Genomic DNA, 25,966 nt, shown 5'->3' with positions numbered 1-25,966 from the left:
CGATATGAGTACCTTACGGTTAGAGATCGTCACTCCGGAGCACAAGGTTTACGAGAAAGACGTGAATATGGTCGTCGTTAAAGGCGTGGCCGGCGAGCTCGGCATTCTGCCCAACCATATTCCTCTGGTTACGCCGCTGAAAGTGGCTCCGGTTAAAGCCAAGATCGGCAATACGAACGAATTCATTGCCGTTCACGGCGGTTTTATGGAAGTGCGCAAGGACAAAGTCGTTATTCTCGCCGAAGCTGCCGAGCTTGAGTCGGACATCGACGTTTCCCGCGCGCGTCTTGCGAAGGAACGGGCTGAGCGCCGTCTCGCGCAGAAGCAAGCGGACATCAGTGCGGCTCGCGCCGAACTGGCGCTGCAACGGGCCATCTTGCGGCTGGAAACGGTCAACGAGAAGGAACACCAGCATCGGAACCAATAATGGGCTTTATCGGCCGCCTGGCGGAGGATCGGAAACGATCTTTCGCCGGGCGGCTTTTTTTATCGTGCAAACCTCCTGTTATCCCACTGGGTCAGAAACCCTGTCGCAGACGATCTTCTTCATGTTTCGCGTTCTCGACCATTCGCACGGCTGCAGCGCGATTGGCCGCCGGCAGCTTGTTCAGCACCAGCGTTACGTAATTGGACACGGTTTTTGCCGACAGGCCCAGCGCCTCGCTGATCTCGGCGTTCGAGCATCCGTCGGCCATATAAGCGAGCACCTCTTTCTCCCGCACGGTCAATTGGGTGAATCGTTCGAGAGGGAAGGAAGACCGGGTCGCATAGTCGATCATCCGCGCAGCCACTTCCGCGCTGAAGATCGCTTCCCCCGCCGCTACCGCGCGAATTGCCCGAAGGATCTCGTCCTTGTCCGCATCCTTGAGAAAGTAGCCTCTTGCCCCCGTCTTCATCGCGGTAATGACCGACGCATCGTCCTGGTGCATCGTCAGGAACAGAATATGCACGCCAGGATGATCCTGCTTGATCTGTCTGGCTGCTTCTACGCCGTTCAAGCCGGGCATCCGGATATCCATAAGGATGACGTCGGGCGACGATGATTCGCAAAGGTCGACCGCTTCCTGACCGTTCGCAGCCTCGCCCACGACTTCCATATCGTCTGCCGTCTCCAGAATCGTTCGCAGTCCTTTGCGGTACATCGGATGATCGTCGGCGATCAGTATTTTCCACACCTTCACTCTGCTGCACTCCAATCGGTATGAATTTGCATAGGCAGCCAAGCGGCTACCTGGGTTCCTGCGCCCTCCAGCCGGGCAATCCGGCTCCGTCCGCCCAATTCGGCGGCTCTCTCCCGGATCGACATCAGACCGACTCCGGCTTCCCGGAATTCTGAAGCCGTCCAGTCGCCGGCCGCGTCCGAGAGGCCTATGCCGTCATCCGCAACCTCCACATAGAGTTCATCGGACTGATCTTCCGTCTGCAGGGCAAGCGTCACCGCGCAAGTGCTGGCGCGGGAATGCTTGACGACATTGACTAACGCCTCGGATACGATACGATAGGCGGCAACTTCCACGGCAGCCGGAAGCGGGGGCAGCTCGCCGGGCGACAACAGAACGAAGCGAATCGGCTTGTCGGGGCGGCCGCCGTGCGCGTTCTGTACATACATCAGACGATCCGCGCGCTGGCGTATAGCTTCGATGAGTCCGTACTGATCCAAAGCCGGAGGCCGAAGGTTATGGACGAATTCCCGAATGTCGCTTACGGTAACCCGAATATCGGCTTCAAGCTCCGCGATAATCGTCTCGGCCCGCTCGGGGTTCTTACGAATGTAACCGCCCGCCGCCGAAGCGGTGAGCGCGAGCGAAGCAAGCCGGGGAGCCAGGTCGTCATGCAGATTGTTGCGTATGGACCGCCTCTCCTCTTCCCGTGCGAAGATGAGCTTCTCTCGCGACGTCTGCAGTTCCTTCATCAGACGGCCGATATCGAGCGACTGCTTCAGCCCGTGGACGATTCGGGCGGATTCCCTCGCAAGCAGCTGAAGAAGCCGCTGATCGGCCTTGCGCAGCGGTTCATCGGGCGATCGCGGCAGTATATATAAGCTGCCGAGCTGGTCTCCTCCCATCACCAGCGGGAATCGGATGGCCTGCGGCTCGCGCGGCGAACCTGCCGCTGCCGCGTCCTGTTCGCGGCCGTTTACCAGAATCGTAATAGAGGCATGCGGCAGATGAAGCATGTCCTTCACCGTCGTCACAACCGTGGCGAGCACTTGCTCCGGCGCATGAGGCTCCTTCAATCGATCGCCCAATCCGACGAGGAAGGATACCGGATTCTCTCCCTTGCCGTACATGGTCCGGTTAATCAGCCGCTCCATAAGCACTTTCAGCGGGCTGAACAAGACGGCGACCAGTCCCGTCGCGATCAGCGAGTAGAAGCCGCTCCGGGCTTGGAACACCAGGGCGAGGTACCATACCGTGGCCATGTAGATCACGAAGAGGATAAAAAGCAGTCCGGCGTAAACGGCGCTTCGGCGCACGATAGGGGGAACGTTCCATAACCGGTCCTTCAACAAGGCGGAGCCGATCGTGATCGGAATCGGCAGTATCGTGAGACGGATCGCGAGATCGAGCGCGAAGCTGTCGCTCTTGTAGAGCTGCGGCCATACGAGAAGCGAGAGATTGACGCAGATGAGCGCGGCGAAAGCGCCGATAATACCGAACGCCACTTTACGGACCGCTTGCCTCGCTTCCGCTGAAGCATTGTCGCGGTACTGCGTATATTGGCTGTAAGCCAGTGTGCCGAAAAAGACGATCAGCCAGCCAAACGACAGCCCCAGCGGCCACTTGTCGACATGAACGGCCGGCAGCGGCAGATGGGCGGGCACATAACGGATGAGGAATGCGGCGACGGCGACCCAGCCGACCCACGCGTGAGTGATGCGGCCGCTCGGGAACCACAGCGCGAAGCACATGATTCCGAGTATCCCGGCGCTCTGCGCGAAGGGGACGAGAATGTCAGAGCCTGCCCACTGCTTGAAGACGAGGTCGCCGAAGGCAAACGAGACAAGCGTGAACGCCGTAACGGAGCCCAGGATGTCCTTCGGCTTCAAGAGCAGGATCAGCGCAGCCGTGAACGCATAGCAGCAGAAGAAGAACAGATCGATGCCGATATGCAGCATGGCCGCTCCCGAAGCCGTCAGCCCGAGCGCATCGCGCCATTCCCCGGAGAGGACGGATATCGACGCGTTCGGACAGCCTTGCGCCGAACCGATGCAGGTCTCATGCAGATATTCATAATACGAAGGCAAGGAAGCCAGGTAACATAAGACCAAGAACAGATTCAGGGCAGCGATTCCGACATAAAGCGCCAACAGCCGCCGGGAACGGCGGCGGCCGGACTTGCGATGCTGCGCTTGGAGGAATGGCTTAAACAAGGCCTTCAAGAACGGATTCACCTCGGTCGATTGCCGAATATCGTAGCGGCGGCGAAGATCGCGCCGTAGAGAAGGGACGCGGTTCCCCCTGCGATGCCCCAGCTTCCCGGATGTTCCGGAACCGCAAGGGCCGAAGCGCCAAGGTACAGATAGGTCAAGCTTACAATAAGGCCGAGCGCCGACGAGCCGGCCCGCCGCGAGGCGGTCAACACACCGCCGTACAGCAGGGTCAGCACCATCGCCGTGTGTTCTCCCCAGCGGAACTGCCCCGCCGTCTCCGACCATTGCTGGATGCCGGCATTAATCGCAACCGGCAGCAGGAAGATTGCCGCGATCGCCGTCAGCGCGAGAAGCGGGCGGGAATATTTGCCGGGCGGGTCAAGCCGGATCGCGCTGGACCGGTTGTGATAGAACGCGAACAGGATCGTCAGTGTGAGCAGGAACAGGACGAATATGAAGGCTTTCTCAAGTGCAAGGGCAGGCGCGGTAGCCGCCAATGCCGCCAGGAAGATGAGATGGCCGGCTGCATAGAAGTGAAGCAGCATCGGCTTCTCGAACGGGCGGCGCAACAGTGCGATCAGACTGCCGCCGAACAAGAAAGCGAGCAGCCCGCCGTGCGAAGTCGCGAGCCAGCGATAGGAATCGGGTACGGCGGTTTCGGCGCTGCAGCCTTCGCAATCGGAAGGCTGCCAAGGCTCCAGCGCCTCCGTAGCCCCCTCCAGGAAAAAGAAGCCGAATAACGTAAACAGTATTGCGAGAATAGGGAACCCGATTATTTTCCAGCGCTGCGGTCCCCCATTGACATGCACATCCGTTACATTCAAATTCATAACGCGCTATCCCCTCTCATTGGTCATGCAATCAGCTTAACGAAACGCTGTCCGCAACGAATAGAGGGGATATTCCCGATTGTCCGGGAAAAGGCGCTGGGAAAGTTATTCGCGTTCGCCAGGGCATTCTCCTGCCGCTCCGCCAGCGGTTGGCTCTGCAAGCTGGCTGCGCTGCGAGCGAATTCCCCGACCAACTTCCCGATTATCCGGGAACGTGTCTCTAGTGTGCGGGAATCGTCACAGCGTACGATGAAGGTACTGCTTGGCAGGCGATTCGGTTAGGTGGAGGGAAGCGCGGGCATGAGACAATTCGTATTCAAGACGGTCGCGATGCTGATGGTGATCAGTCTATTGGCAGGATTCGTTCCAGCCGCAAAGTATGGGGCGTTCGAGAGCGGCTACGCATGGGCGGCGGAGGAGAACACGACGAACGAAGGGCAGCAGGTGACGATCACGCAGCAGATTACGGCTGATGGAGACGCAGGAGAAGCCGCACTGGCGCCTCCTGAACTGGATGCGATCTCCCCTTATGTCAACACGCCAGATTATGCCGTTACAGGACGAGCGGCGGAAGGCGCCGAGGTTACGGTTGCGGTGATCTTCGGGGAAGAGGCTCCGATGCTGTTCTCCGGGGAGGCGTCGGAGCCCTCCGGGGAGCCGGGAATCGCGACGTTCCGCATCATGATCGCATTCACGGGAGAAGGAAGCTACGAGATCGCGGCATACGCCGTGAAGGACGAGGAGCGCAGCGTCGATTCGCTCGCGCAGCGAGTCTTCTTCGATAGGACAGCGCCGAATCCGCCGTTCAATGCGTTCGCGATCCTGGGCTCCCCGGATCAAGTCGTTTTGCAATGGGAGCCTGCCATGACGATGGATCCCGAAGGGAGCATCGTGCCCGATCCGTCAGTGAATCGATATCGGATTATTCGGGACGGCCAGCCGGTCGGGGAGACGGCGGATCTGATGTTCATCGACCCGAATCTGCCGGAGACGGCGCTGTTTCATTATGGAATTGAGGCGATCGACCATGCGGGCAACATCTCGAATCCTTATCGGGTGATCGCATCGACGTTCCATAAGAATGCTGTGAAAATTGCCGGCGTACCTGAAAATAATTCGCAAGGTCATATGGTGACCATGCCGGTTATGAGCAAGAACGGTTCAACGGTGCTATTCGTGTCCGATCTTCCGGATTTGCCGGGCGCCGGAGCTCCGGAGGCAGGGGATGTCGGCCTATACGCTTACGAGGTTGGTACAGGGGCAATCGCCCGGATCGGGAATACGGATTACTACCGGGACAATGTGCGGGGGATGGCTGACGTCAGCGCGAACGGACGTTATGCAGCTTACGTCGATATCAGCCGGAACATTATGCTGCATGATCGGCAATCCGGGCTCACGGTTCCTGTAACGAATACGGAGAACGGCCGAATCGATCGTGTATCGATGAGCGGCGACGGAATCTGGCTTGCTTTCTCTTCAGATGCAGATGGGATTACGCCGGGCGATAGGGACGGGCTGACCGATATTTTCCTCTATCATACCGGTACCAAGACGATAACGCGCCTTACGCCTGTTGCGGAAGGGGCGGAATCGATCGGGGAATACAGGGACCCGGTCGTCAGCGGAGGCGGCAGCTACGTCATGTTCACGGCAGTCTCCGATGCGTCGCCCGGACGGATGAGGGAATTATTCGTGTACAGCATCGCCGCCGATCGGACGGACAGGGCGGACATTCGGAACGAATCGAACGCGCCTTACGACGTGAGCCAATTCAGCGTCTCACAGGACGGGCGCTATGTAGCCTTCCTGGGAGCACTCCAGAATGGCCCGTATCGCATCTATGTCCATGATCGTCAGGAGAGGCTCACTCGCAGCCTGTATAACGGGCCTCCGCTGTCATCGACGATCGACATGAGCAGTCCGGTGTTCAGCGAAGACGGACGATACGTGGCAATGAGCTACATTAACAGGAATCCTGCAGCCGATCCTTCGACCGGACCGTTCGATTCGGCCTGGGGGGCGATCCGGTTCGAATGGCAGACGGGAGCCTATGCATATCTGGGCGATCGGGGCAAAATGACGAGGCAGCCCGGGTTAAGCGCGGACGGGAACCGAGCCGTGTTCCTGCTGGGCAGTCAGCAGGAAATCTATCTCGCCTGTCTGACGGATGTCTGCTCGGAGCAGCAGCCGGAGGACAAGATCGATCGCGTCATCCTCTCGGTACCGTCGCCCGTCGGCCGGCAGATTCCGCTAGAGGGCAGCCTCCAGATTACGGCGATCGGCGGTCCGGGTCAAGCGCTCCGCGCCTTGGTTGCCTATGAGACAGCGGGCGGAATGCGAACGGGCGAATTGCCGTTGACGGAGCGGATGGACGCATCGGGCATTTACAGCGGTACCTGGCAGATGCCGGACGGCGCGTTTCAGATTACCGGCGTCAGAGCGGAATCTGCAGCCAACCCGAGCGTCGCGCGAGAGGCGGATGCGGGAAGGCTGCCGCTGCGCGTCGCCGGCGAGCTGCGCGTCTTGCTCGATACGAGCTACTTGTCTCATCTGGGGGGATCGGTTATCGCGGCTGTAAGCGCTTCGGGCAAGGGAGGGGCCAGCGCCGTCATCGGCAGCGATACGCTGTATCGGCTGGCGCTGGCCGGCTCGGACGATTATCGTCTGACGGTTCGCGATCCGAACGGGGTTCAACTGCTGGATATGCAGTCTATTGCGGTTGTCGACGGACAACGCAGGGAGATTACGGTATCTCCAGTCCCATCGGCCAGGCTGGAGGTGCTGCTGGAGGATGATAAGGGCCGGCCTGTGGCCGCGGGAGCGGAAGTTCGATTTCGGAAAGGCTCTTCGGGAACGGAATTGTCGGCGCGAGCAGACGCATCGGGAAGCTTCCGCCTTCCGGGAGAACTCCGGGCGGGCGAAACATGGACCGTGACAGCTGTAGTCCCCGAGCCTTATATTGCCCCGGCCGCGAAGGAGCTGACGCTCGGCGCCGGCCGGAATACGCTGACGCTGGCGCTGGAGCGGGTCGCGGACGGCAGCGTGGAGGGGACCGTTGCGTATGAAGACGGAACGGCGGCTCCAGGAGTAACGGTCAAGCTTATTCATACGCTGCGGGGAACCGTCGATGCGGAGGCCGAGACGGATGCGAACGGGCGGTATTCGTTATCTGCGCCGCAAGGTCTGTACCGGTTCGAGGCCGCGCGTACGAAGCCGCCTCTCCTGCAAGTCGTCGGATTGCTGGGCAACATAACGCTGACGCCGGGAACGAATGCGACGCGCAACGTCACCGTCACCGCTCTTGGCGGCGCCCGGATCGAGATTAACGCGCGGGTGAAGCCGGTGGACGGCGACTGGCGCAAGATCGACCTATGGGAGAGGCGGACGGCGTCCGAATACGGCTTGAAGATTACCGGCAGCAATCCGGCCGCTTCCGTCTACCCGGGGATGATTACCCGCAACACGTATCATACGCGCGGCGTGGCCGGTGATGTCATGAAGGTTTGTATCGGCGGGGGGCATACCGATTATTCAACTGCCTGCAGTGAAGCGGTGCTGGATGACTATCTCCAGGCCAATGTGCACTTGGATATGATGGAGAAGGCGAGGATTACCGGCACGATCGCCGGGTATCTTCCGGGCGACGACGTGCGGATTGGCGTCGAGCTCGAGGAGGGCGGCAAGTTCCGCAACCTGCACACGATACCTGTCACCACGGGAGGGCGCTTGTCCGTGTCCCTGCATGAGACAGGAAAGATTCGTCTGCGCATTCAGAAGACCTTCCCGAACCGCAACGTGCCGCCCTACTATCCGACGGCTGTCGTCCAATACGTCGACGTCGATGTGGCAGAGGGCCAACTGGTGGAACTGCCGCCGATTGTGCTGCGGGACACGACGGACTGGTTCTACGGCGTGCCTGGCAACGGGCTGACGGCGCGCCGGGAAGCGATCGCGGGCGACAGCGTCAGCTTGCGGGGCAGCTACAGGCTCTCCGAAGATCGGCAAGCGTTGAAGAACGTGAAGCTGCGAATCGAAGTGCCGGCGGGCACGGAGATGCTCGAGGACAGCGTCGTCCTGAACGGCTCGCCGGTTGGCGCGCAGCGGACGGAGACGAACGTCTACGAGCTGCCGGTCGGGGACTTGATGCCGGGCGCCTTCGGGTCGCTCAACTACCGCTTGAAGCTGGAAGCAAGCGCGACGGAACGATTCGAGGCCTCGCTGCGAATTGCCTATGAGCGTGCGGATAACGGCGAGCGGCGGGAAGAATGGATCGGCACGACCTATGTGTACCCCGTGCAGTTGACCTTGACGGCGCCGGGACAGGTCGTTCACGACCAGGTGCCGGTCAGCGGCCGAGCGCCAGCCGGAGTCCGCGTATCGATATATGCGAATGACGAGCTTGCGGGAGAAGCCATCGCAACGGCAGGAGGGCTGTGGTTCGCCAAGGTCCGGCTGCCGCAGTCGCCGAGCGCCAAGGTGTGGGGAGACGAGGCGGTCTATCGCATGACGGCCGTTATGAAGAGCGACGACGTATTGATCCGATCGAATCCGGTATCCGTCTCGTACGATAAGGATCATGCGGTCATTACCGAAGTGAATATGACATCCATCTACAGCAATGTCAGCTTCGACCCTGCGGAAGGAGTGGCCCGATTCCCGTTCGTGGCCGATATGGGTCTCCCCCTCACCTTCCGGGTGAAATTCAACAACAGCGAGCGCGTCTCCAACGTTCGGATTCAGTTCGAGGACGGCGAACTGCGCGCCACTTATATCGCAGCAGAAGATGTATTCAGGGCCACGACGACAATGAAGGCGAATAAGCTTGGCGGCATCTACGTCACCTACGATACGGCGACTGAGGAGCTGTCGCCCGTACCGAGGCCGGACCCGGCCGACTTGGGCAAGGCCGTATCCGGCCTCCCGGACGCATGGCGGCTTGCTCAGTATGAGCTGGCGGACGAGGCGGAGGCGGCGAAGCATCTGGGAGCCAATCCGCTCATGGATCTGAGCAGCGGCGCCTATAATTCGCCTCTGGTCAAGGTGACGATGGGCAATAGCGACAAGTACACGGGCTATATGCGGGTCACGGCAAGACGCGCGACCGGTCCTGCCGGGGGGAAGCCGTACCGGGACGTGTCGAACGGCTTTGCGCAGACGGCCAGGGGCGTTGCGCTCACGACGCGGGCCACATTGTCGGAGAGCTTGCTGACGCCGACGGAGAAGGCGGCGTTCGCCGCTCTTCTGACCGGGCATAACAAGGACGATGTCGATCAACTCATTATTGGGCTTACGACCGCCTTCCCGGACAGTCTCAACGCGAAGGTCATGGATATTGCGAACAACCTGCGCAGCTATGTGACCGATGCGATGGATTTCAGCGATTATGCCGACGAGTTGATCTCGTTCCAGGATTATGTCATTCAGAACGAATGCCACGGTCCGACCAAAAACCACTATATCAACATGACGAATCTGCTGTATGAATCGGCGACCGACGGACTGCTGGCGAAGAACACGATTACCGGATACGCGCTCATCGCCACGCATCTGAACATTCCGCCCATGCTGGGCTTCGGAATCGGGGAAGGGCTGCTGGGGCTCGGCAATACGGTGAAGAATCAATGGAAGGAACGGTTGGACGCGTTAAAAGAGGATTTCAAGAAGGACCAGGAATGGCGGGATCGGATGGCTGCTGCCGGAGCCATCGATCGGTGCAAGACGCCGGAGGAAGTGGAGGAAGCGGAGAGGTTCGAGGAAGAGAACATGGTGGCCGACCCGACCTGGATCTACGACCCTAGCGGGTATGTCTACGAAGCCGTGCCGAGCAACCGCTTGGAAGGCGTTCAGGCGTCGTTGTACCGGCAAGATCCGCAGAGCGGAGAGTGGCGGTTCTGGGATGCGGAATGGTATCTGCAGCGGAACCCGCTGATGACGGATACGGAAGGTCGATACGGTTGGGACGTTCCGGAAGGCAAATGGCAGGTGCGCTATGAGAAGGAAGGCTACCAGACGGCGTACAGCGATGAGCTTATCGTGCTCCCGCCTCACTTTGACGTCAATATTCCGATGGTGTCTTACCAGCCGCCGACGGTCCAGGAGGTCGTCGCGGACGAGGCGAGGGGCGTATACCTCTCCTTCAGCAAGCCGATGCGCACGAGTTCCGTGACGACGGTCTCCGTGCTGATGGAGTCGGAGCGCGGCGAGCCGGTCGAAGGAGCGGTTGAGGCGATCCGGCCGGAGCGGACGGCGGAAGGCGTAGAGGTGGCGAAGCATTATCGCTTCATACCAAGCGGGACGCTTGCGGCCGGATCGGCCTATCGGTTCACGGTGCTGCCCGAAGCGCTAAGCTACGCGGAGGTGCCGATGCTGGCAGCCGAGAAGCGGGACTTGACCGTATTGCCGGGCGACGCGGCTCCGAAGGAAGCGGGAGCGGACTTGCAGGCGCTCCCGGGATCACGGTCGGTCACGCTGACCTGGCGGGCCGAGCAGTCGCCGCTTGTGAAGGCCATGAAGCTCTATTGGCGGGAGGCAGGCAAGTCCAACGACGCGTATACGAATGAAGCCGAGCTTCCGCCGGGCCAGAGATCGTATGCGCTGACCGGGCTGAACGCCGATACATCTTACGAGATCAAGCTGGTTACAGTCGGGGTGAACGAGAAGGAATCGGCGGGCCTGACCGCGAAGGCGCAGACGCCGTCCGAGGAACCGCTTGTGATGGACGCGACGCCTGCCGGGGATGTGACGAACGCAGTTGCGGCGAGGACCGGCGCGCAGTCGCTCGGCGTGAGGTGGACCGACCCGTCCGATGCCGATCTTCGGAGCGTCATGCTGGCATGGCGCAAGAAGGGCGACTCCGAATTCGGTGCGCAGGTTTCTGCGGCCCCGGGCGTCCAGCGAATGGATATCGCCGGTCTGGCGCCCAATACCGTCTACGAGATTCGCATTTCGACAGCGGATACGTATTGGAACGAGTCAGCCGGCATTGTACTGGAAGGCAGCACGCAAGCCTCGGTTAACCAGACCGGCGGCGGAGGCGGGAGCGGGACCGGTGCTGGGAACGTGTCAAACCCGCCGAGCGATGAGGAAGTGCTGGATGTGGGAGCGGGCGAGCTGATCTGGAGCTGGTTCGAAGACGATATTCTGCTGCGGATCGCGCCGGGCACGCTTCCGGCCGGCTCTAAGATCGCGATTCGCAAGCTGGGGGCAGGGCCGGAGACGGTGCTTCCTGCGCCGCTCGGCAGCTACAGTGATCTATTCCGGATCGCGGTCGACGGCTCGAATCGCTTCTCGCAGCCGGTGAAGCTGTCGATGCGCTATAGAACCGCTGCCGGCAGCGAATTCGATCTCCGCAAAGTCGGCGTGTTCCGGCGCAATGATCGCGATGGCAGTTGGTCGTATGTCGGCGGAACGCTGAACCGGCGAGCCGGCATCGTGACAGCAGAGATCGGCGAGCCGGGCATTTATGCCCTGCTGTCGGCGGGCACGCGCTTCAAGGACTTAAACGGGCATTGGGCGCAGGAGATGGTCGAAGTGCTGGCAGGCCGAACGATCGTAAGCGGCAGAAGCCGGGATGTATTCGCTCCGTCTGCGCGGCTTACCCGTGCAGAAGCGACGAAGCTGCTGGTGGAAACGATGCGTGGGAAGGCGACGTCACCGCAAGGAAGCCGTTCGTTCTCCGACGTTCGGTCCGAGGACTGGTTCTATCCGTATCTCGTTACTGCGGCTGCTGCCGGCTGGATCGAGGGCAGCGGAGACCGCTTCCGCCCCAACGATCCGATCAGCAGGGAGGAGCTTGCAGCGCTGTTCATCCGGGCGCTTGGCTGGCAGGAAGAGGCGGAAGCGCGGGCTGAGCAGCTGGCGAATACCGGGGGCACGGCGGCATTCGCCGACGGCAAGCAAGTCGCCCCTTGGGCGGCAGGCTACGTGGAGGTTGCGCGAGAGAAGGGGCTTATGCAGGGCAGTCGCGGCGGGCAATTCCTCCCGAAAGCGAACGCTACGCGAGCGGAAGGGGCGGTATTGCTGTTCAGGGCAATCCAGGGCATGGGATGGATTGAAGAATAGAATGAAGTCAACGGTTGGCGGGAGCTTGATCCCGGCCAACCGTTTTTCTGCGGAGAAGAGGAGACCTGGCCGTAAGAGCGGGAAGTGACGGTTATCACTGATTCTTTTTGGCGAGGAGGGGTACATTAGAGGGAGGAAGGAAAAGTTTAACGAAGGAGGGGCTGAGATGAGCGCGTTGACGGATTCGTTGAACGTTCAGCTGTCGAATTGGGCTGTGCTGTACATTAAGCTTCACCATTATCATTGGTATGTGAAAGGGCCGCATTTCCCCGTGCTGCACGCGAAGTTCGAGGAACTGTACGATATGGCGGCGCTGAAGCTGGACGATCTTGCGGAGCGGATTCTCTCAATCGAGGGAAGCCCATTGTCTACGATGAAGGAGTTTCTGGCGCATGCCACGATCAAGGAAGCGGATAAAGCGAAGAGCGAGAACGATATGTTAACGGCGACGATCGAGGATCTGAAAGAGCTGATCCAGGGGTTGAAAGAAGCTGCGGCTACGGCCGAGGAAGCCGAAGATACGGCGACTTCGGATATGCTGATCGGTCAGGTAGAGGAGCTTCAAAAACAGGTCTGGATGCTGAAGTCGACGCTGGCATAAACAAGGCGAGCGTTAGAGAGAACCGCTGAGGATACAGGCTCGGCGGTTCTTGCGCGCTCTGGACTAGGGAGGAGGAAGAAGCATATACATGTAATAGACAGCCCTGATATCCCGCGGCGATCCGTCCATGATCCGGGACATGCGGCGGTGTCGAGAAACGGGCGGGAGTTCGACAAATTCGGACAGCTTCCAATGAAAACGCTTTTTTCATGGACTTGAATGGGAGCATTTGTTATAATTATGGGGTAAATTTACCTGTTTGCGGAGGCGTTGCAGTGGAGAATTATATCAACTCATACGTCATTGTTACCGTCTTCCTGGTGCTCGGTATCGCTTTTCCGATCTTCGTTCTGTGGCTCGGCTCTACTCTTAGGCCTCGCAAGCCTACCGAAGAGAAGATGACCACCTACGAGAGCGGCAACGAGCCGGTGGGAGACAGCCAGATCCGCTTTAACGTCCGGTATTATTTGTACGCGCTTATGTTTGTTGTTTTCGACGTGGAAACTGTATTTCTGTACCCTTGGGCCGTAGCTTACAATCAGCTTGGTCTCTTTGCGTTGATCGAGATGTTGATTTTCGCGGGCTTGCTGCTCGTCGGCCTGGTGTATGCATGGAGAAAGAAGGTGTTCAAATGGAACTCGATTTAGCGAACGTATCTCCGGAGGACCGGAAGGAAGTGGAGCGCAACGTTTTCTTTGGCACCATTGAACAACTGAAAGGGTGGGCGCGAAGCAACTCGCTGTGGCCGCTCACCTTCGGTTTGGCATGCTGCGCGATCGAAATGATGGCCGCGGGCGGGGCTCACTACGATTTGGACCGTTTCGGGGTTATGTTTCGGACATCTCCCCGGCAGGCCGACGTCATGATCGTCTCGGGAACGGTAACGAAGAAAATGGCGCCGCTGCTCAAGCGTCTGTACGATCAGATGCCTGAGCCGAAATGGGTGATTGCGATGGGTTCCTGCGCGACCGCGGGAGGCCCGTATGTGAAGTCTTATTCCGTCGTGAAGGGCGTCGATCAGATCGTCCCCGTGGATGTGTACATACCCGGCTGTCCGCCGAACCCTGCCGCCCTGATCTACGGCATCAATAAACTGCAGGCGAAAATACGCTACGAGGCGAAAACCGGGAAGCAGGTGACTAGCCGATGAGCGAAGAAAACAAGCGGGACGACCGTTCCGCTGAAAATAAACCTCCGGAATCGGAAACGTCCGCTCAACCGCCGACTGAAGCCGGGGCGGAAGCGCCGGTGGAGCAGACGAAGGAAGAGGTAACGGAACCGCCAAGCGAAGGCGATGCGCCAGTTCCGGAACGTCGCAAGGAGACGGACGAGGAGAAGGCGGCGCGGCGTAAAGCTACGCTGGAGGCGCGCGAAGCGGCGAAGGCAGCAGCGGCACTGGCGGCGGCTGAGGCGGCGAAAGGCGGCTCGTCAGCGAGTGCGCAGCCGGCGGGAGAGAGCGCGCAGGGAGCGACAGAGGCTCCGGCCGCTGCGGCAGCAGGCGGATCATCGGCCAGCGAGGGCGATGCGCCGGTCCGCCGCAAGGAGACGGACGAGGAGAAGGCAGCCCGGCGCAAAGCCGCGCTGGAGGCGCGCGAAGCGGCGAAGGCGGCCGCGGCCCAAGCGGCGGCGCAAGGAGGCGCTCCGGCGGGAGCGGCTGGGGTCGGAGAGGGCGCGGGAGCGGATGCGCCGCCGCCGAAGCCGCCGTCGCCGAGCCAGCCCAGGCTCGACCGCGTTGCGGCGATGCTGCGCGAGCTGGTGGCGGAGGATGCGGTCGAGGAAGCTTATATCAATGAAGCGAACGATCACCTGCCGACGCTGGTCATCAAGAATGAGCGGTGGGGCCAGGCGGCGAGGTTGCTTCGCGACCATGCGGAACTGGCTTGCGCTTATTTGCGCAATGTGTCCGGAGTAGATTACGAGACTCATATGGAAGTCGTCTATTACCCTTGGAACATGAACGCTCGAGAAGGTTATTGCATCAAGGTGCGCACGGACCGGGAAAGTCCGTCCGTCGCGTCCGTTACTCCGATCTGGGAGACGGCGAACTGGAACGAGAGAGAGATTTACGATCTGCTGGGCGTCGATTTTCCGGGACATCCGGATCTGAGACGCATCATGATGCCCGACGACTGGGTCGGCCATCCGCTTCGCAAAGACTACGTTCCGCTGGACCCGGAGGTGTAAGATCACGTGATTCGTACTGAAGAGCTGCTGCTCAACGTAGGTCCGCAGCATCCGAGCACGCACGGCGTGTTCCGGATCATCGTCAAGCTGGACGGGGAAGTCATCACGGAAGCAACCCCCGTGATGGGGTATCTGCATCGCGGTACGGAGAAACTGGCGGAGAATTTGAATTTTACGCAGATCATCCCTTATACGGACCGGATGGACTACGTCTCCGCGATGACGAACAACTATGTTCTCTGCCACGCGGTAGAGAAGATGATGGGGCTGGAAATTCCCGAAAGGGCGGAGTTTCTGCGTCTGATCGTCATGGAACTGCAGCGCGTCGCCAGCCATCTCGTCTGGTGGGGAACTTATTTGCTGGACATCGGAGCCCTTAGTCCGTTCCTGTACGCTTTCAGCGACCGGGAACGCGTACTGGGGCTGTTCAATGAATTGTGCGGGGCGAGGCTGACGTACAATTACATGCGCGTCGGCGGCGTGAAATGGGACGCGCCCGAGGGCTGGATCGATCGGGTCAAGACGTTCGTCAAAGACATGCATTTCCGGCTGGACGAATATCACAACCTCGTCAGCGGCAACGAAATTTTCTTGTCGCGGGTCAAAGGGATCGGCAAGTACGACGCGGAGACGGCGATCAGCTACGGCTTGTCCGGGGCAAACCTGCGATGCACGGGCGTGCAGTGGGATCTGCGCAAGGCGGAGCCGTACAGCCTGTACGACCGCTTCCAATTCGACGTGCCGGTCGGCAAAAACGGAGACTGCTACGACCGTTATCTAATTCGCATAGCCGAGCTCGAGCAAAGCCTGCGCATTCTGGAACAGGCGCTGGAGCAATTCCCGGGCGACGGAGATACGATGGGGAAGGTGCCGCGCGCGATCCGGCCGCCGGCCGGAGAGATCTACGTCCGCATCGAATCGCCGCGCGGAGAGATCGGCTGCCACATCGTCTCCAAGGGAAAAGCCGAGCCTTACCGGCTCAAGTTCCGCAGACCTTCTTTCGTAAACCTGCAGATTTTGCCTAAGCTGCTCGTAGGGGAGAGTATGACAAACCTCGTTACGATTCTCGGCGGCATCGATATCGTGCTGGGGGAGGTTGACTGCTGATGCAACGCTTCTGGGATGAGCCCCTGAGCTGGGGCAATGCGGCGATCTTCGTTGCCGGGGGAATCGGCGTGCTGGCCGTCGTGATCCTGTTCGTTACCTATGCGATTTACTTCGAGCGCAAGGTCATCGGCTGGATGCAGTACCGCAAAGGTCCGAACCGCACGGGGCCGCTCGGCTTGCTGCAGACGGTGGCGGACGTTGCCAAGCTGCTGCTGAAGGAGGATACGATTCCTCGGAAAGCCGACAGAGGGCTGTTTATTTTGGCTCCGGTAATGGCGTTCGTTCCTTCGTTCCTCGTGCTCGCTTTCATTCCTTATTCGATGAATTTGCAATTCGCGGACCTGAACGTCGGCTTTCTCTATTACATCGCGCTCTCCGGAATTACGACGATCGCGATCGTCATCGCCGGCTGGGCGTCGAACAATAAGTACTCCCTGCTCGGGGGGATGCGTTCCGCGGCGCAGATGATCAGCTACGAGGTGCCGCTCGTCATGTCGGTCGTCGGCGTCGTCATGATGACCGGCAGTCTGAACCTGAGGGAGATTGTACTGGCGCAAAGCGGCTACTTCTGGGAGTGGAACTTCCTGCCCCAGATTCTCGGCTTCGGCATCTTCATCGTTGCGGCGGTGTCCGAGCTCAATCGCACGCCGTTCGACTTGCCGGAGGCGGAGTCCGAGCTGGTCGCCGGCTATCACGTCGAGTACAGCGGCTTCCGTTTCGCATTTTTCATGCTGTCGGAATACGTGTACGTGTACGCCATCGCCTGCTTGACGACGATTTTGTTCCTCGGCGGCTGGAACGCTCCGTTCCCGCAGCTTGATTTTATTCCGGGGCTGGTCTGGTTTTTCCTGAAGTTCGCGTTTATCGTCTTCTTCTTGTTCTGGATGCGGGCGACGTTCCCGCGGCTCCGCGTTGACCAACTGATGGGAATGGCGTGGAAGGTGTTGCTGCCGCTGGCGATTCTCAATATATTCTTGACGGCAATTGGCATTGAATTGATGGGATAGGGAGGCGGTCGCCATGAAAGGCATGCTCAAAGGATTAGGCGTGACCCTAAAAACGATGGGAACCAAGAAGGTGACGTACGCGTATCCCGACATCCCGATCCAGATGCCGGAAAGGTTTCGCGGGATTCAGTATTTCGACCCGGAGAAATGCATCGTGTGCAATCAATGCGCGCGCATCTGTCCGACGGACTGCATCACGCTGTCGGGCAAGCCGAATCCGGATCCGGAGAAAAAGGGCAAAGTCATCGATACGTTCGACGTCAATTTCGAAATCTGCATCCTCTGCGATCTGTGCACGGAGGTGTGTCCGACCGAGGCGATCGTCATGACGAACAATTTCGAGCTGGCGGCTTACAGCCGGGACGAACTGTTCAAGGATAAGGAGTGGCTGTTCGACAACAGCACGAACATTCGCCTGGACAACAACAACATCGGCTCTCCGAAAGGAGGCGCCAAATAAACGGTGTTCAACTTCAACATTGAATTCACGGGAGAATTCGTCGCGTTCTTCCTGCTGTCGGTGTGCGCGATCGTCGGCGCGGTGCTGGCGATTAATTTCACGAAGGTTGTGCACACGACTCTCTCGGTCGCTTTCACGTTTATCGCCCTGGCCGGGCTGTACGTCGTGCTGGAAGCGGAGTTTATCGCCTTCGTGCAGGTGCTTCTGTACGTGGGCGCCATCACGATTCTGATGATCTTCGGCATCATGATGACGAAGCACGACGGAGAAGGGCGCGAGCCGGCGAGGCCGCTGCTTGAGACGCTGTCGGCCGTCGGCTGCATCTGCTTGTTCGGCATTCTCTTCTTCGGAATCCGCAACGCGACTTTCCCGGTCCAGACGGTCTCTCTGGCAGAAGAGAATACGAGGGAAATCGGCATTCTCATGTTTACCCAATACGCGATTCCGTTCGAGCTGACTTCCGTTCTGCTGACGGTCGCCTTCATCGGAGCGATCGCTCTGGCGAAGAGAGAGGAGGACGCGGAATGAGCATGCTGTCCTCTTACTTGACGCTGGCGGCGGTTTTGTTCTGCATCGGGCTGTACGGCGTGCTGACGAAGCGCAACGCGATCATCGTGCTGCTCTCGATCGAGCTGATGCTCAACGCCGCGAACCTCAACCTGATCGCTTTCTCCAAATACGGAGCGCTCCCGTCGCTGACGGGACAAATCTTCTCCTTGTTCACCATCTCGGTCGCGGCGGCGGAAGCCGCGGTCGGCATCGCGATATTGATCGTCTTCTATCGCAGCCGCGTTACGGTGAACGTGGACGAATTCGACGAGTTGAGGAGGTAACTTCATGAGCACCTTCTTTACCGAATACGCCTGGCTGATTCCGCTGTTTCCGTTCGCCGCGTTCATTATATTGACGGGGATGGGCAAGTCGCTGGGCAAGGCGGGAGCCTGGATTGCCACGGTCGCTTCGTTCGTCTCCCTGGTGCTGGCCGTATGTCTCGCCACGGAGAGAATGTCGGGCAACGCGCCGGAGTACAGCAAGCAGTTCGAATGGATCTCGATCGGCAAGCTGAAGCTGATGGCCGGCTTCGAGGTGACGAACCTGTCCACGCTGATGCTGGTCGTCGTCACGCTGGTGGCGTTCCTAGTCAATCTGTACTCGCAAGGTTATATGAAGAAAGACGAGAGAATTTCCACTTTCTATGCGTACGTGGCCCTGTTTACGAGCTCGATGCTGGGCTTGGTGCTGGCCGACAATCTCTTAACCTTCTATATTTTCTGGGAGCTGGTGGGCGTATGCTCGTTCCTGCTCGTCGGATTCTGGTATCGCAAGCCGGAGGCGAAGGCAGCGGCCAAGAAAGCTTTCATCGTGACCCGGATCGGGGATCTGGGCCTCCTGATCGCTATCCTGCTGCTGTTCTGGTACATGCCGGGCAACGCGCTCGACTTCACGGCAATTCATAACGTGTTCGATACGCAAGGAGGCGTCATCTCCACGGGAATCACGACGTTGATCGCTCTGCTGATCTTCCTTGGAGCGGTCGGCAAGTCCGGTCAATTCCCGCTGCACGTCTGGTTGCCGGACGCGATGGAAGGTCCGACGCCGATCAGCGCTTTGATTCACGCGGCGACGATGGTCGCGGCCGGCGTGTTCCTCGTGGCCCGTACGTTCGATATTTTCGAGGCTTCGCAGGTCGCGATGAATACGGTGGCGATCATCGGCGCGTTCACGGCGATTTTCGCCGCGACGATCGGACTGGCGCAGAACGATATCAAACGGATTCTCGCGTTCTCCACGGTCAGCCAGCTCGGCTACATGATGCTCGCGCTCGGCGTCGGCTCCGTCGGGGGAGCGATGTTCCACCTGTTTACGCACGCGTTCTTCAAAGCGCTGTTGTTCCTCGGAGCGGGCAGCGTCATTCATAGCGTACATACGCAGGATATCCGGGAGATGGGCGGCCTCGGCGGCAAGATGAAGATCACGGCATGGACGTTCGGCATCGGAGCGCTGGCCTTGTCGGGCATTCCTCCGCTGTCGGGCTTCTGGTCCAAGGACGCGATTCTGACCGTCGCCTTGGAGGAGCAGCCGATTCTGTTCGTCGTCGGTCTGGTCGCGGCGTTCTTCACCGCCCTGTATATGGCAAGGCTGTTCTTCCTCGTCTTCGCGGGCAAGCCCAGGGAGGGGCAAGCGGCGAAGGAGTCTTCGGCCGTCATGACGATCCCGTTGATTGTGCTGGCGGTGCTGGCGGTTGTCTCGGGCTTCGTGGAGACGCCGTTCAACGGTTGGCTTGGAGGATGGCTGCTCGGAGGGGAAGCGGAGCATCATGTCAGCGGTCTCGTCATGATCGTCTCGGCGGCCGTCGGTCTGCTGGGCATCTATATCGGCTGGCTGATGTACGCCAAAGGAACGATCCGCAGAGACGCCGTCTCCTCGCGTGTTCCGGGACTCGTTAAAGTGCTGGAGAGAAAATATTATATCGACGAGCTCTACCAGGCCGCGTTCGTCAAGCCGCTTCAGGGGCTCGGCAAGCTGCTGGAACTGTTCGACGAATATGTGATCGACGGCCTTGTCCGGCTGTCCGGCCATGCGGTCGGCGCGGTCGGCAGGCTGAATACGAGGCTGCAGAGCGGGCAAGTTCAAGCTTACGCGCTGACCGCCGTGATCGGCATCGTGATTCTGATGCTCGCGATCGCCGGAAGGAGGTTCTGGTAATGCTGGAAGACTTGCCGGTTCTATCTCTGATTGCGTTCGCGCCGCTGCTTGGCGCCCTCGTCGTGCTCCTGCTGCCTGGCGGCAGAAGTCATTGGATTCGCGGAACCGCGATCGTATTCACGCTCATTCCGCTCGCTCTGACCTTATGGCTGTACGCTTCCTACAACCCTTCGGCGGGTGGGGCGGCGTTCTCGGAACAGGCCGAGTGGTTGGCGATTCCGCTGAACATCGAAGCGTTCGGAGAGGGAATCCAATCCTTGAAGCTGAGCTTCCAATACCATCTCGCGGTGGACGGCATCTCGATGCCGATGCTGCTGCTGACGAGCATCGTCTCGACGATGGCCGCGCTCGCTTCGGTGCACATCCGCAAACGGTGGAAAACGTACTATTTTCTGTTTCTCCTGCTGCTGACGGGAATCTACGGCGTTTTCCTGGCGCGGGATCTGGTCTTGTTCTTTATTTTCTTCGAAGTGACGCTTATTCCGATGTTCTTCCTGATCGGTATATGGGGATATTACGGCCGGGAGAAGGCGGCGACCCGGTTTCTCGTCTACAACGGATTGGGCTCGGCGGCGATGCTGTTCGCGTTCCTGATCCTGATCGCGACGCTTGGCTTCGGATCGTCCGACAACGCGAACTGGACGTTCTCCGGCAATTACGACGTTCTGCTCGGCAATTTGCGGGACGCAGGCGCCTATGCAAACAACGCCATGGAAACGATGTGGTTCCTGTCGGACAATATGCGCTGGGCGGCGTTCATCCTGCTGCTCGTCGCCTTCGGAATCAAGGTGCCGATCTTCCCGTTCCATACGTGGATGCTGAAGGTTCATACCGAGGCGCCTCCGGCGATCGTCATGATTCACTCCGGCATTTTGCTGAAGATGGGCGTGTACGGATTGATTCGCTTCGCGCTGTATCTGTTCCCGGAGCAAGCGAATTCGTGGACGACGGTGCTGGCCGTTCTCGGCGTCGTCAACATCGTGTACGGGGCGATTCTCGCCTGCGTGCAGAGAGAGTTCAAGCTGGTACTGGCCTACTCGAGCATCAGTCATATGGGCATCGTGCTGCTCGGCATCGCTTCTCTGGGAGAGGTCGGCCTGCAAGGCGCGATCTTCCAATCGGTGTCGCACGGCTTGATCTCGGCGCTGCTCTTCCTGATCGTCGGAAGCCTGTACGAACGGACGGGCACGACGGAGCTGAGCGAGCTGGGCGGATTGGCCAAGGTAATGCCGTTCACCTCCGGCATTTTGCTGCTGGCGGGTCTGGCATCCTTGGGGCTTCCGGGATTGTCCGGCTTCGTCGGCGAGTTCCTCTCGTTCCTCGGACTGTTCGGATCGATGAAGGTGCTGACGGCGATAGGCGTACTCGGAATTCTGTTCGCCGCGATCTACGTGCTGCGAAGCGTGCTGGCCATTACTTACGGGGAGCTGGACGAGAAGCATGCGGAATTGAAGGACGCCCGATTCGTCGAGGCTCTGCCGATGGTCGCCCTGTCCGCTCTGATCGTACTGCTCGGCGTATACCCTTCCTTGCTGACCGATCTGATGCAGAACGGCTTCGGCGCACTGCTGGAACAATTACAGACGAGGGTGGGGGGTTGACATGGAAACTAAGCTCGCTTTAACTTGGAGCGATTTGTGGTACGTGACCCCCGAACTGGTGTTGACCGGGTTTGCCGTATTCCTGACGCTGCTGGATTTGGTTCTGCCGCGCAGGGTGAGCCAGATCGCGATCGGGTGGCTGACGTTTGTCGGCCTGCTGGTCTCGGGCGTATTCGTCGTACTGCTCATGAACGAGCTGCCGGGAACCGATGACGGCGTCGTTCAGCTGCTGGCGGGAAGCTATCGCATCGACGACTTTGGCAATCTCTTGAAACTCGTGTTCCTCGGGTCGGCCGCGTTTATCGTCTTCTCGTCGCTCGGGGCGGTCAAGGACGAGGATGTCCCGATCAAGGGAGAGATGTACTCGCTCGTGCTTCCGGCAACGCTCGGAGCGATGGTCATGTCCTCGTCCGGAGACTTGATTACACTGTTCGTCGGACTGGAGCTTCTCAGCATTACTTCTTATATTCTGGTAGCCGTGAGGAAGAAAAACAGACTGTCCAGCGAAGCGGCGTTTAAGTATTTCGTTACGGGGGGGACGGCATCGGCGTTTATTCTGTACGGCATGTCCTTCCTGTACGGCATAACGGGATCGACGAACATCGAGTTGATCCGCGAGGGCTTCGGCTACGCGATGGAGAACGCGGAAGCGCTGCTCTACATCAGCTTCTTCCTGATGATCGCGGGTTTCGCGGTGAAGCTGGCGCTGGCGCCGTTCCATGCCTGGTCGCCCGACGTGTACCAAGGAGCTCCGACTCCGGTGACGGCGTTCCTGGCGGTCGTCGCCAAAGGAGCGGCGTTCGCGATGCTGTACCGCATTTTCGTCAACTCCGCGTATCTCGTTCCACCGGGCGAAACGTTCCTGCAGCAGGACGTGTTCCTCGGACTGAGCGTCCTTGCCGGCGCGGCGATGATCGTCGGTACGGCGGGCGCGCTGCGCCAGCGGAACGTCAAACGGCTGCTCGCGCTGTCCGGCGTTGCCAACGCAGGCATTCTGTTGATTCCGCTCGCGCTCGGCTTTGACGGGCTTCACACTTCGATGTTTTCGGAGTTCGTGTACTATCTGATCGCTTACGCATTCATGAACATCGGAGCTTTCTCGGTGCTCATGATCGTGACCCGAGACTCCGGCAACGAGACGGTGTCCGGCTTCGCGGGGCTGTATCACAGGGCTCCCTGGACGGCCGCGGCGATGACCGTGCTGCTGTGCTCGTTGGCGGGCCTGCCGGTGACCGGAGGCTTCTTCGGAAAGCTGTTCATCCTGTTCGGCACGATTCAGACGAAGACGTACTGGCTGGCGGCGATTCTGCTCGTCACGACGGTCGTGTCTTACGCGGTGTATTTTACGATCATTCGCCAGATGTACATGAGAAGCGGTTCGGCGGATTCGGGACTGAAGCTGACGGCGCCTGCGGCGATTACGATCTGGATCTGCGCGGCCGCGACGCTGGCGCTCGGATTCCTGCCGGTGCCGATTCTCGATTGGATCGACAGCGTGTTCTCCATAAGGCTGGATTTTCTGATCCAGTAATAAGGTAGCCGGGCGTGAAGCTTGGCGGAGGGGTTGTCTCGAAAGTCGTCACTGACTTGGGGACGGCCCCTGTTTTTATAATTATCTTGCCCACCGCCCTGCGAACACGCGGATTAAGCTCGGGCCGCGCGCTTATCGTAGTTGGCGGTTCCGTTCGCAGAACGACAAATTGCGACCTTAGTCCCTATTTTTCCGCAAGCGGCAGGGAATCAGCGGTTCGCAAGCGAAATTAGGAGAAGACGGAAGTTGAAAAAATTCTGAAAATCTAAGCTGCGCGAGGCCTATTCAGAAATTTGTCAGGCGGCGCAGATACAATAGTCCGTAAGCGATGGGGAAGACGAAAGGCGGGGATGCGAGATGGAGAGGACAGATGCGAAGATTGGCGCGACGAATAGCCAGTCCGGCTCGGGCAGACGCGCCGCGATAGCGGCCGTGTCCGCCATCTTGCTGGTCTCCGCCGTGCTCGCGTCTCCCCGGACGCAAGAGATCGAGAGCGCGAAATCGTGGACGAGCGTCCATACGCAAGCGATCGGAACGGACATGATCCGGAACGCGCCGGCGCTTATCCCGCCTCTGCCCGAATTTATCGGGCTGACCGGCATCGACGAAGCTTGGGCATGGCTGGACAGGGACGTGACGTCTACGATCGCGATTATCGATACGGGGATCGATTTTAACCACCCGGATCTAAAGCCCTACTTGCTGCCCGGCATTAATCTTGTCAACGGCCGAAAGTCCGCGCAGGACGACAACGGCCATGGGACGGCGGTCGCGGGCGTGATCGTTTCCGCCGCCAAGGCCGGGGACTTCTCCCCGGGCCGGGGCAGATGGAAGGGCAAGCTCATGCCGATCAAGGCGCTCGACGAATTCGGCGCGGGCAATGAGGAGAAGCTGACGCAGGGCATTCGCTACGCGGTCAACCAAGGCGCCGACATCGTCGTGCTGTCCCTGGGCCTCAGGCGCGATGCGCAGAGTTTGCGCGAAGCGGTCGCTTACGCGGAAAGCCGCGGCGTACTGCTCATCGCCGCAAGCGGCAACGATGCGGCGATCTTCGGCGATACGGCCGCCGTGCAGTATCCGGCAGCCTATCCGAGCGTCATTTCCGTTGCCGGCATCGAAGGGATGAGGAACATCTCGTCTTCGACCTCCGGACCGGAGAACGACATCGGAGCCGCCTGGAGGGTGCAGACGATGGCGATCGGCGGCGGGGGAATCGAGATGGAAGGCACGTCGATGGGCGCGCCGCAAGTCGCGATGGCGGCCGCGATGCTTAAGGCTGCCTATCCGGAGTGGGAGCCGCTGCGCGTCCGGGAGACGCTGCGAAGAACGGCCACTCCGCTGAACGTGCTCAAGCCTTGGACGCCGAACTCGGGCTACGGCCTGCTGTCGGCGGTGAACGCATTGCTGGCCGGCGACGCCTCCGATTGGCGGGAGCCGAACAATATGCGCTCTCAGGCAAGCGAGCTGCCGCTCGGCAAGGAGGTCGCAGGCAGATGGGACGGCAAATCGGATGCGGACTGGTTCGTCTTCGACGCGAAGTACGACGGCTTGTTCAGCCTCTCCGGCGATCGGGGCAAGTTCTCGCTGTACGACGGCGACGGCAAGCTGGTCAGGCCGAAGCCCGCGGAAGCCGTGCCGGATGGCGTGCTGATGCAATGGCCGGTGAAAAAAGGACGCAACTGGCTGCTGACGCAGCTGCCGGACAATTCGAAGGCGGAAGCCCAGGACTATCGTCTTGTATCCGGGTTCTCGATGAATCCCGACGCGAGCGAGCCGAACGATACGTCCGCATCGGCGGCCACGCTTCCCGCCCGCAGTCAGAAGTGGACGGGAACGTTCCACAAGCGGGGCGACGTCGATTGGTTCGCGGTGACGCTTCCCAAGCCGGGCAGCCTTAAGCTGACGGTGACGCCGGACACGACGCGAATCGATCCGGAGCTGCGCATCTATCCGGCCGGAGGCAAAATGGTTCTCGTCGACGAGCGCGGAGACGGGGGCATCGAGTACGGGGCGGTCTCCAATGCCAAGGCGGGCAAGTATTATTTCCGCATCTCCAACGCGGTATCGTCGAATCCGGAAGCGGTAATCGGGACATATACCGTCTCTCTGGAATACATTACCGAGAAGGAGGATTTATACGAACCGAACGAAAGCGCGCTTACGTCGACACCGCTCGTGATCGGGAAAACCTACCAAGGTCTGATCCAGACGACCAAAGACGAGGATTGGTACCGATTCGTGCTGACGAAGAAGACGAAGGTGAAGCTCGGCGTCGCGAACATCCCGTCCCCGATGGTCATGAACGTTGAATTGCGCGATAAAAAGCTGCAAACGCTAGAGCAATGGATCAACGGGAAGGAACAGAAAACGATAAGCGGAGAAATAATGCTGCCGCCCGGCACATATTATGTTCAGGTGACTGCGGACAGGTACAACCGCGGTCAGCATTACAGTCTTAAGCTGGAAACGGCGAACGAATAGCAAGGGGAAGGCTCGAATCGG

The 25,966-nt window shown here is 59.7% G+C and carries 18 protein-coding genes; 15 read left to right on the top strand and 3 right to left on the bottom strand.

Annotation, left to right across the window (positions count from 1 at the left end):
• The first annotated feature begins 4 nt into the window (after positions 1-4).
• Positions 5-427, top strand: coding sequence for a F0F1 ATP synthase subunit epsilon (locus tag B0G52_RS22425; protein ID WP_094047619.1), 423 nt, complete (start codon positions 5-7; stop codon positions 425-427).
• 91 nt (positions 428-518) lie between these two features.
• On the opposite strand, the gene B0G52_RS22420 is transcribed toward B0G52_RS22425, so the two are convergent.
• Genes B0G52_RS22420 through B0G52_RS35650 form a run of 3 tightly spaced genes read right to left on the bottom strand, consistent with a single transcriptional unit; the run spans position 519 to position 4,203 of the window.
• Positions 519-1,181, bottom strand: coding sequence for a response regulator transcription factor (locus B0G52_RS22420; protein WP_094047618.1), 663 nt, complete (start codon positions 1,179-1,181; stop codon positions 519-521).
• The gene (locus tag B0G52_RS22415; protein WP_158223827.1) at positions 1,178-3,382 is read right to left on the bottom strand and encodes a sensor histidine kinase; all 2,205 of its coding nucleotides are present in this window, start codon (positions 3,380-3,382) and stop codon (positions 1,178-1,180) included. Before B0G52_RS22415 ends, B0G52_RS22420 begins: the two co-directional genes overlap by 4 nt.
• Before the next feature lie 8 nt (positions 3,383-3,390).
• On the bottom strand, positions 3,391-4,203 hold the full coding sequence (locus B0G52_RS35650; RefSeq protein WP_158223826.1) for a hypothetical protein: 813 nt from the start codon (positions 4,201-4,203) through the stop codon (positions 3,391-3,393).
• A gap of 300 nt (positions 4,204-4,503) precedes the next feature.
• Here B0G52_RS35650 and B0G52_RS22405 point away from each other — a divergent pair, with 300 nt between their 5' ends.
• The 14 genes from B0G52_RS22405 (at position 4,504) to B0G52_RS22340 (ending at position 25,945) form a co-directional block, all read left to right on the top strand.
• Positions 4,504-12,267, top strand: a complete 7,764-nt coding sequence (locus B0G52_RS22405) for an S-layer homology domain-containing protein (protein ID WP_094047615.1) — start codon at positions 4,504-4,506, stop codon at positions 12,265-12,267.
• Positions 12,268-12,433: 166 nt separating this feature from the next.
• Positions 12,434-12,868: a Dps family protein gene (locus B0G52_RS22400; protein ID WP_094047614.1), complete on the top strand. Its 435-nt coding sequence runs from the start codon at positions 12,434-12,436 to the stop codon at positions 12,866-12,868.
• 275 nt (positions 12,869-13,143) lie between these two features.
• On the top strand, positions 13,144-13,515 hold the full coding sequence (locus tag B0G52_RS22395; RefSeq protein ID WP_233162929.1) for an NADH-quinone oxidoreductase subunit A: 372 nt from the start codon (positions 13,144-13,146) through the stop codon (positions 13,513-13,515).
• Positions 13,500-14,018 carry a NuoB/complex I 20 kDa subunit family protein gene (locus tag B0G52_RS22390; protein ID WP_116060706.1) on the top strand — a complete coding sequence of 173 codons (519 nt, stop codon included), beginning with the start codon at positions 13,500-13,502 and terminating at the stop codon, positions 14,016-14,018. Before B0G52_RS22395 ends, B0G52_RS22390 begins: the two co-directional genes overlap by 16 nt.
• Positions 14,015-15,052 carry an NADH-quinone oxidoreductase subunit C gene (locus B0G52_RS22385; RefSeq protein ID WP_094047611.1) on the top strand — a complete coding sequence of 346 codons (1,038 nt, stop codon included), beginning with the start codon at positions 14,015-14,017 and terminating at the stop codon, positions 15,050-15,052. Before B0G52_RS22390 ends, B0G52_RS22385 begins: the two co-directional genes overlap by 4 nt.
• Positions 15,053-15,058: 6 nt before the next feature.
• Positions 15,059-16,159: an NADH-quinone oxidoreductase subunit D gene (locus B0G52_RS22380; RefSeq protein WP_094047610.1), complete on the top strand. Its 1,101-nt coding sequence runs from the start codon at positions 15,059-15,061 to the stop codon at positions 16,157-16,159.
• Positions 16,159-17,166 (top strand): NADH-quinone oxidoreductase subunit NuoH, encoded by a 1,008-nt coding sequence (gene nuoH / locus B0G52_RS22375; protein WP_094047609.1) that lies wholly within the window; start codon positions 16,159-16,161, stop codon positions 17,164-17,166. The genes B0G52_RS22380 and nuoH overlap by 1 nt, the downstream gene beginning before the upstream one ends.
• Positions 17,167-17,179: 13 nt before the next feature.
• Positions 17,180-17,626, top strand: a complete 447-nt coding sequence (nuoI, locus tag B0G52_RS22370; RefSeq protein WP_094047608.1) for an NADH-quinone oxidoreductase subunit NuoI — start codon at positions 17,180-17,182, stop codon at positions 17,624-17,626.
• 3 nt (positions 17,627-17,629) lie between these two features.
• Positions 17,630-18,154, top strand: coding sequence for an NADH-quinone oxidoreductase subunit J (locus tag B0G52_RS22365; RefSeq protein ID WP_094047607.1), 525 nt, complete (start codon positions 17,630-17,632; stop codon positions 18,152-18,154).
• Between the two features lie 2 nt (positions 18,155-18,156).
• On the top strand, positions 18,157-18,459 hold the full coding sequence (gene nuoK / locus B0G52_RS22360) for an NADH-quinone oxidoreductase subunit NuoK (RefSeq protein ID WP_369827110.1): 303 nt from the start codon (positions 18,157-18,159) through the stop codon (positions 18,457-18,459).
• A gap of 4 nt (positions 18,460-18,463) precedes the next feature.
• Complete coding sequence (gene nuoL, locus B0G52_RS22355) at positions 18,464-20,332, top strand: NADH-quinone oxidoreductase subunit L (protein WP_094047605.1); 1,869 nt, start codon at positions 18,464-18,466, stop codon at positions 20,330-20,332.
• Complete coding sequence (locus B0G52_RS22350) at positions 20,332-21,933, top strand: complex I subunit 4 family protein (RefSeq protein ID WP_094047604.1); 1,602 nt, start codon at positions 20,332-20,334, stop codon at positions 21,931-21,933. The genes nuoL and B0G52_RS22350 overlap by 1 nt, the downstream gene beginning before the upstream one ends.
• A 1-nt stretch (position 21,934) precedes the next feature.
• Positions 21,935-23,464 carry an NADH-quinone oxidoreductase subunit N gene (locus B0G52_RS22345; protein WP_094047603.1) on the top strand — a complete coding sequence of 510 codons (1,530 nt, stop codon included), beginning with the start codon at positions 21,935-21,937 and terminating at the stop codon, positions 23,462-23,464.
• Positions 23,465-23,821: 357 nt separating this feature from the next.
• Positions 23,822-25,945, top strand: a complete 2,124-nt coding sequence (locus B0G52_RS22340; RefSeq protein WP_094047602.1) for a S8 family serine peptidase — start codon at positions 23,822-23,824, stop codon at positions 25,943-25,945.
• Positions 25,946-25,966 lie beyond the last annotated feature (21 nt).

The organism is Cohnella sp. SGD-V74 (assembly GCF_003001675.1).
GTDB lineage: Bacteria > Bacillota > Bacilli > Paenibacillales > Paenibacillaceae > Cohnella.
This window is presented reverse-complemented; position numbering and strand designations above follow the sequence as displayed.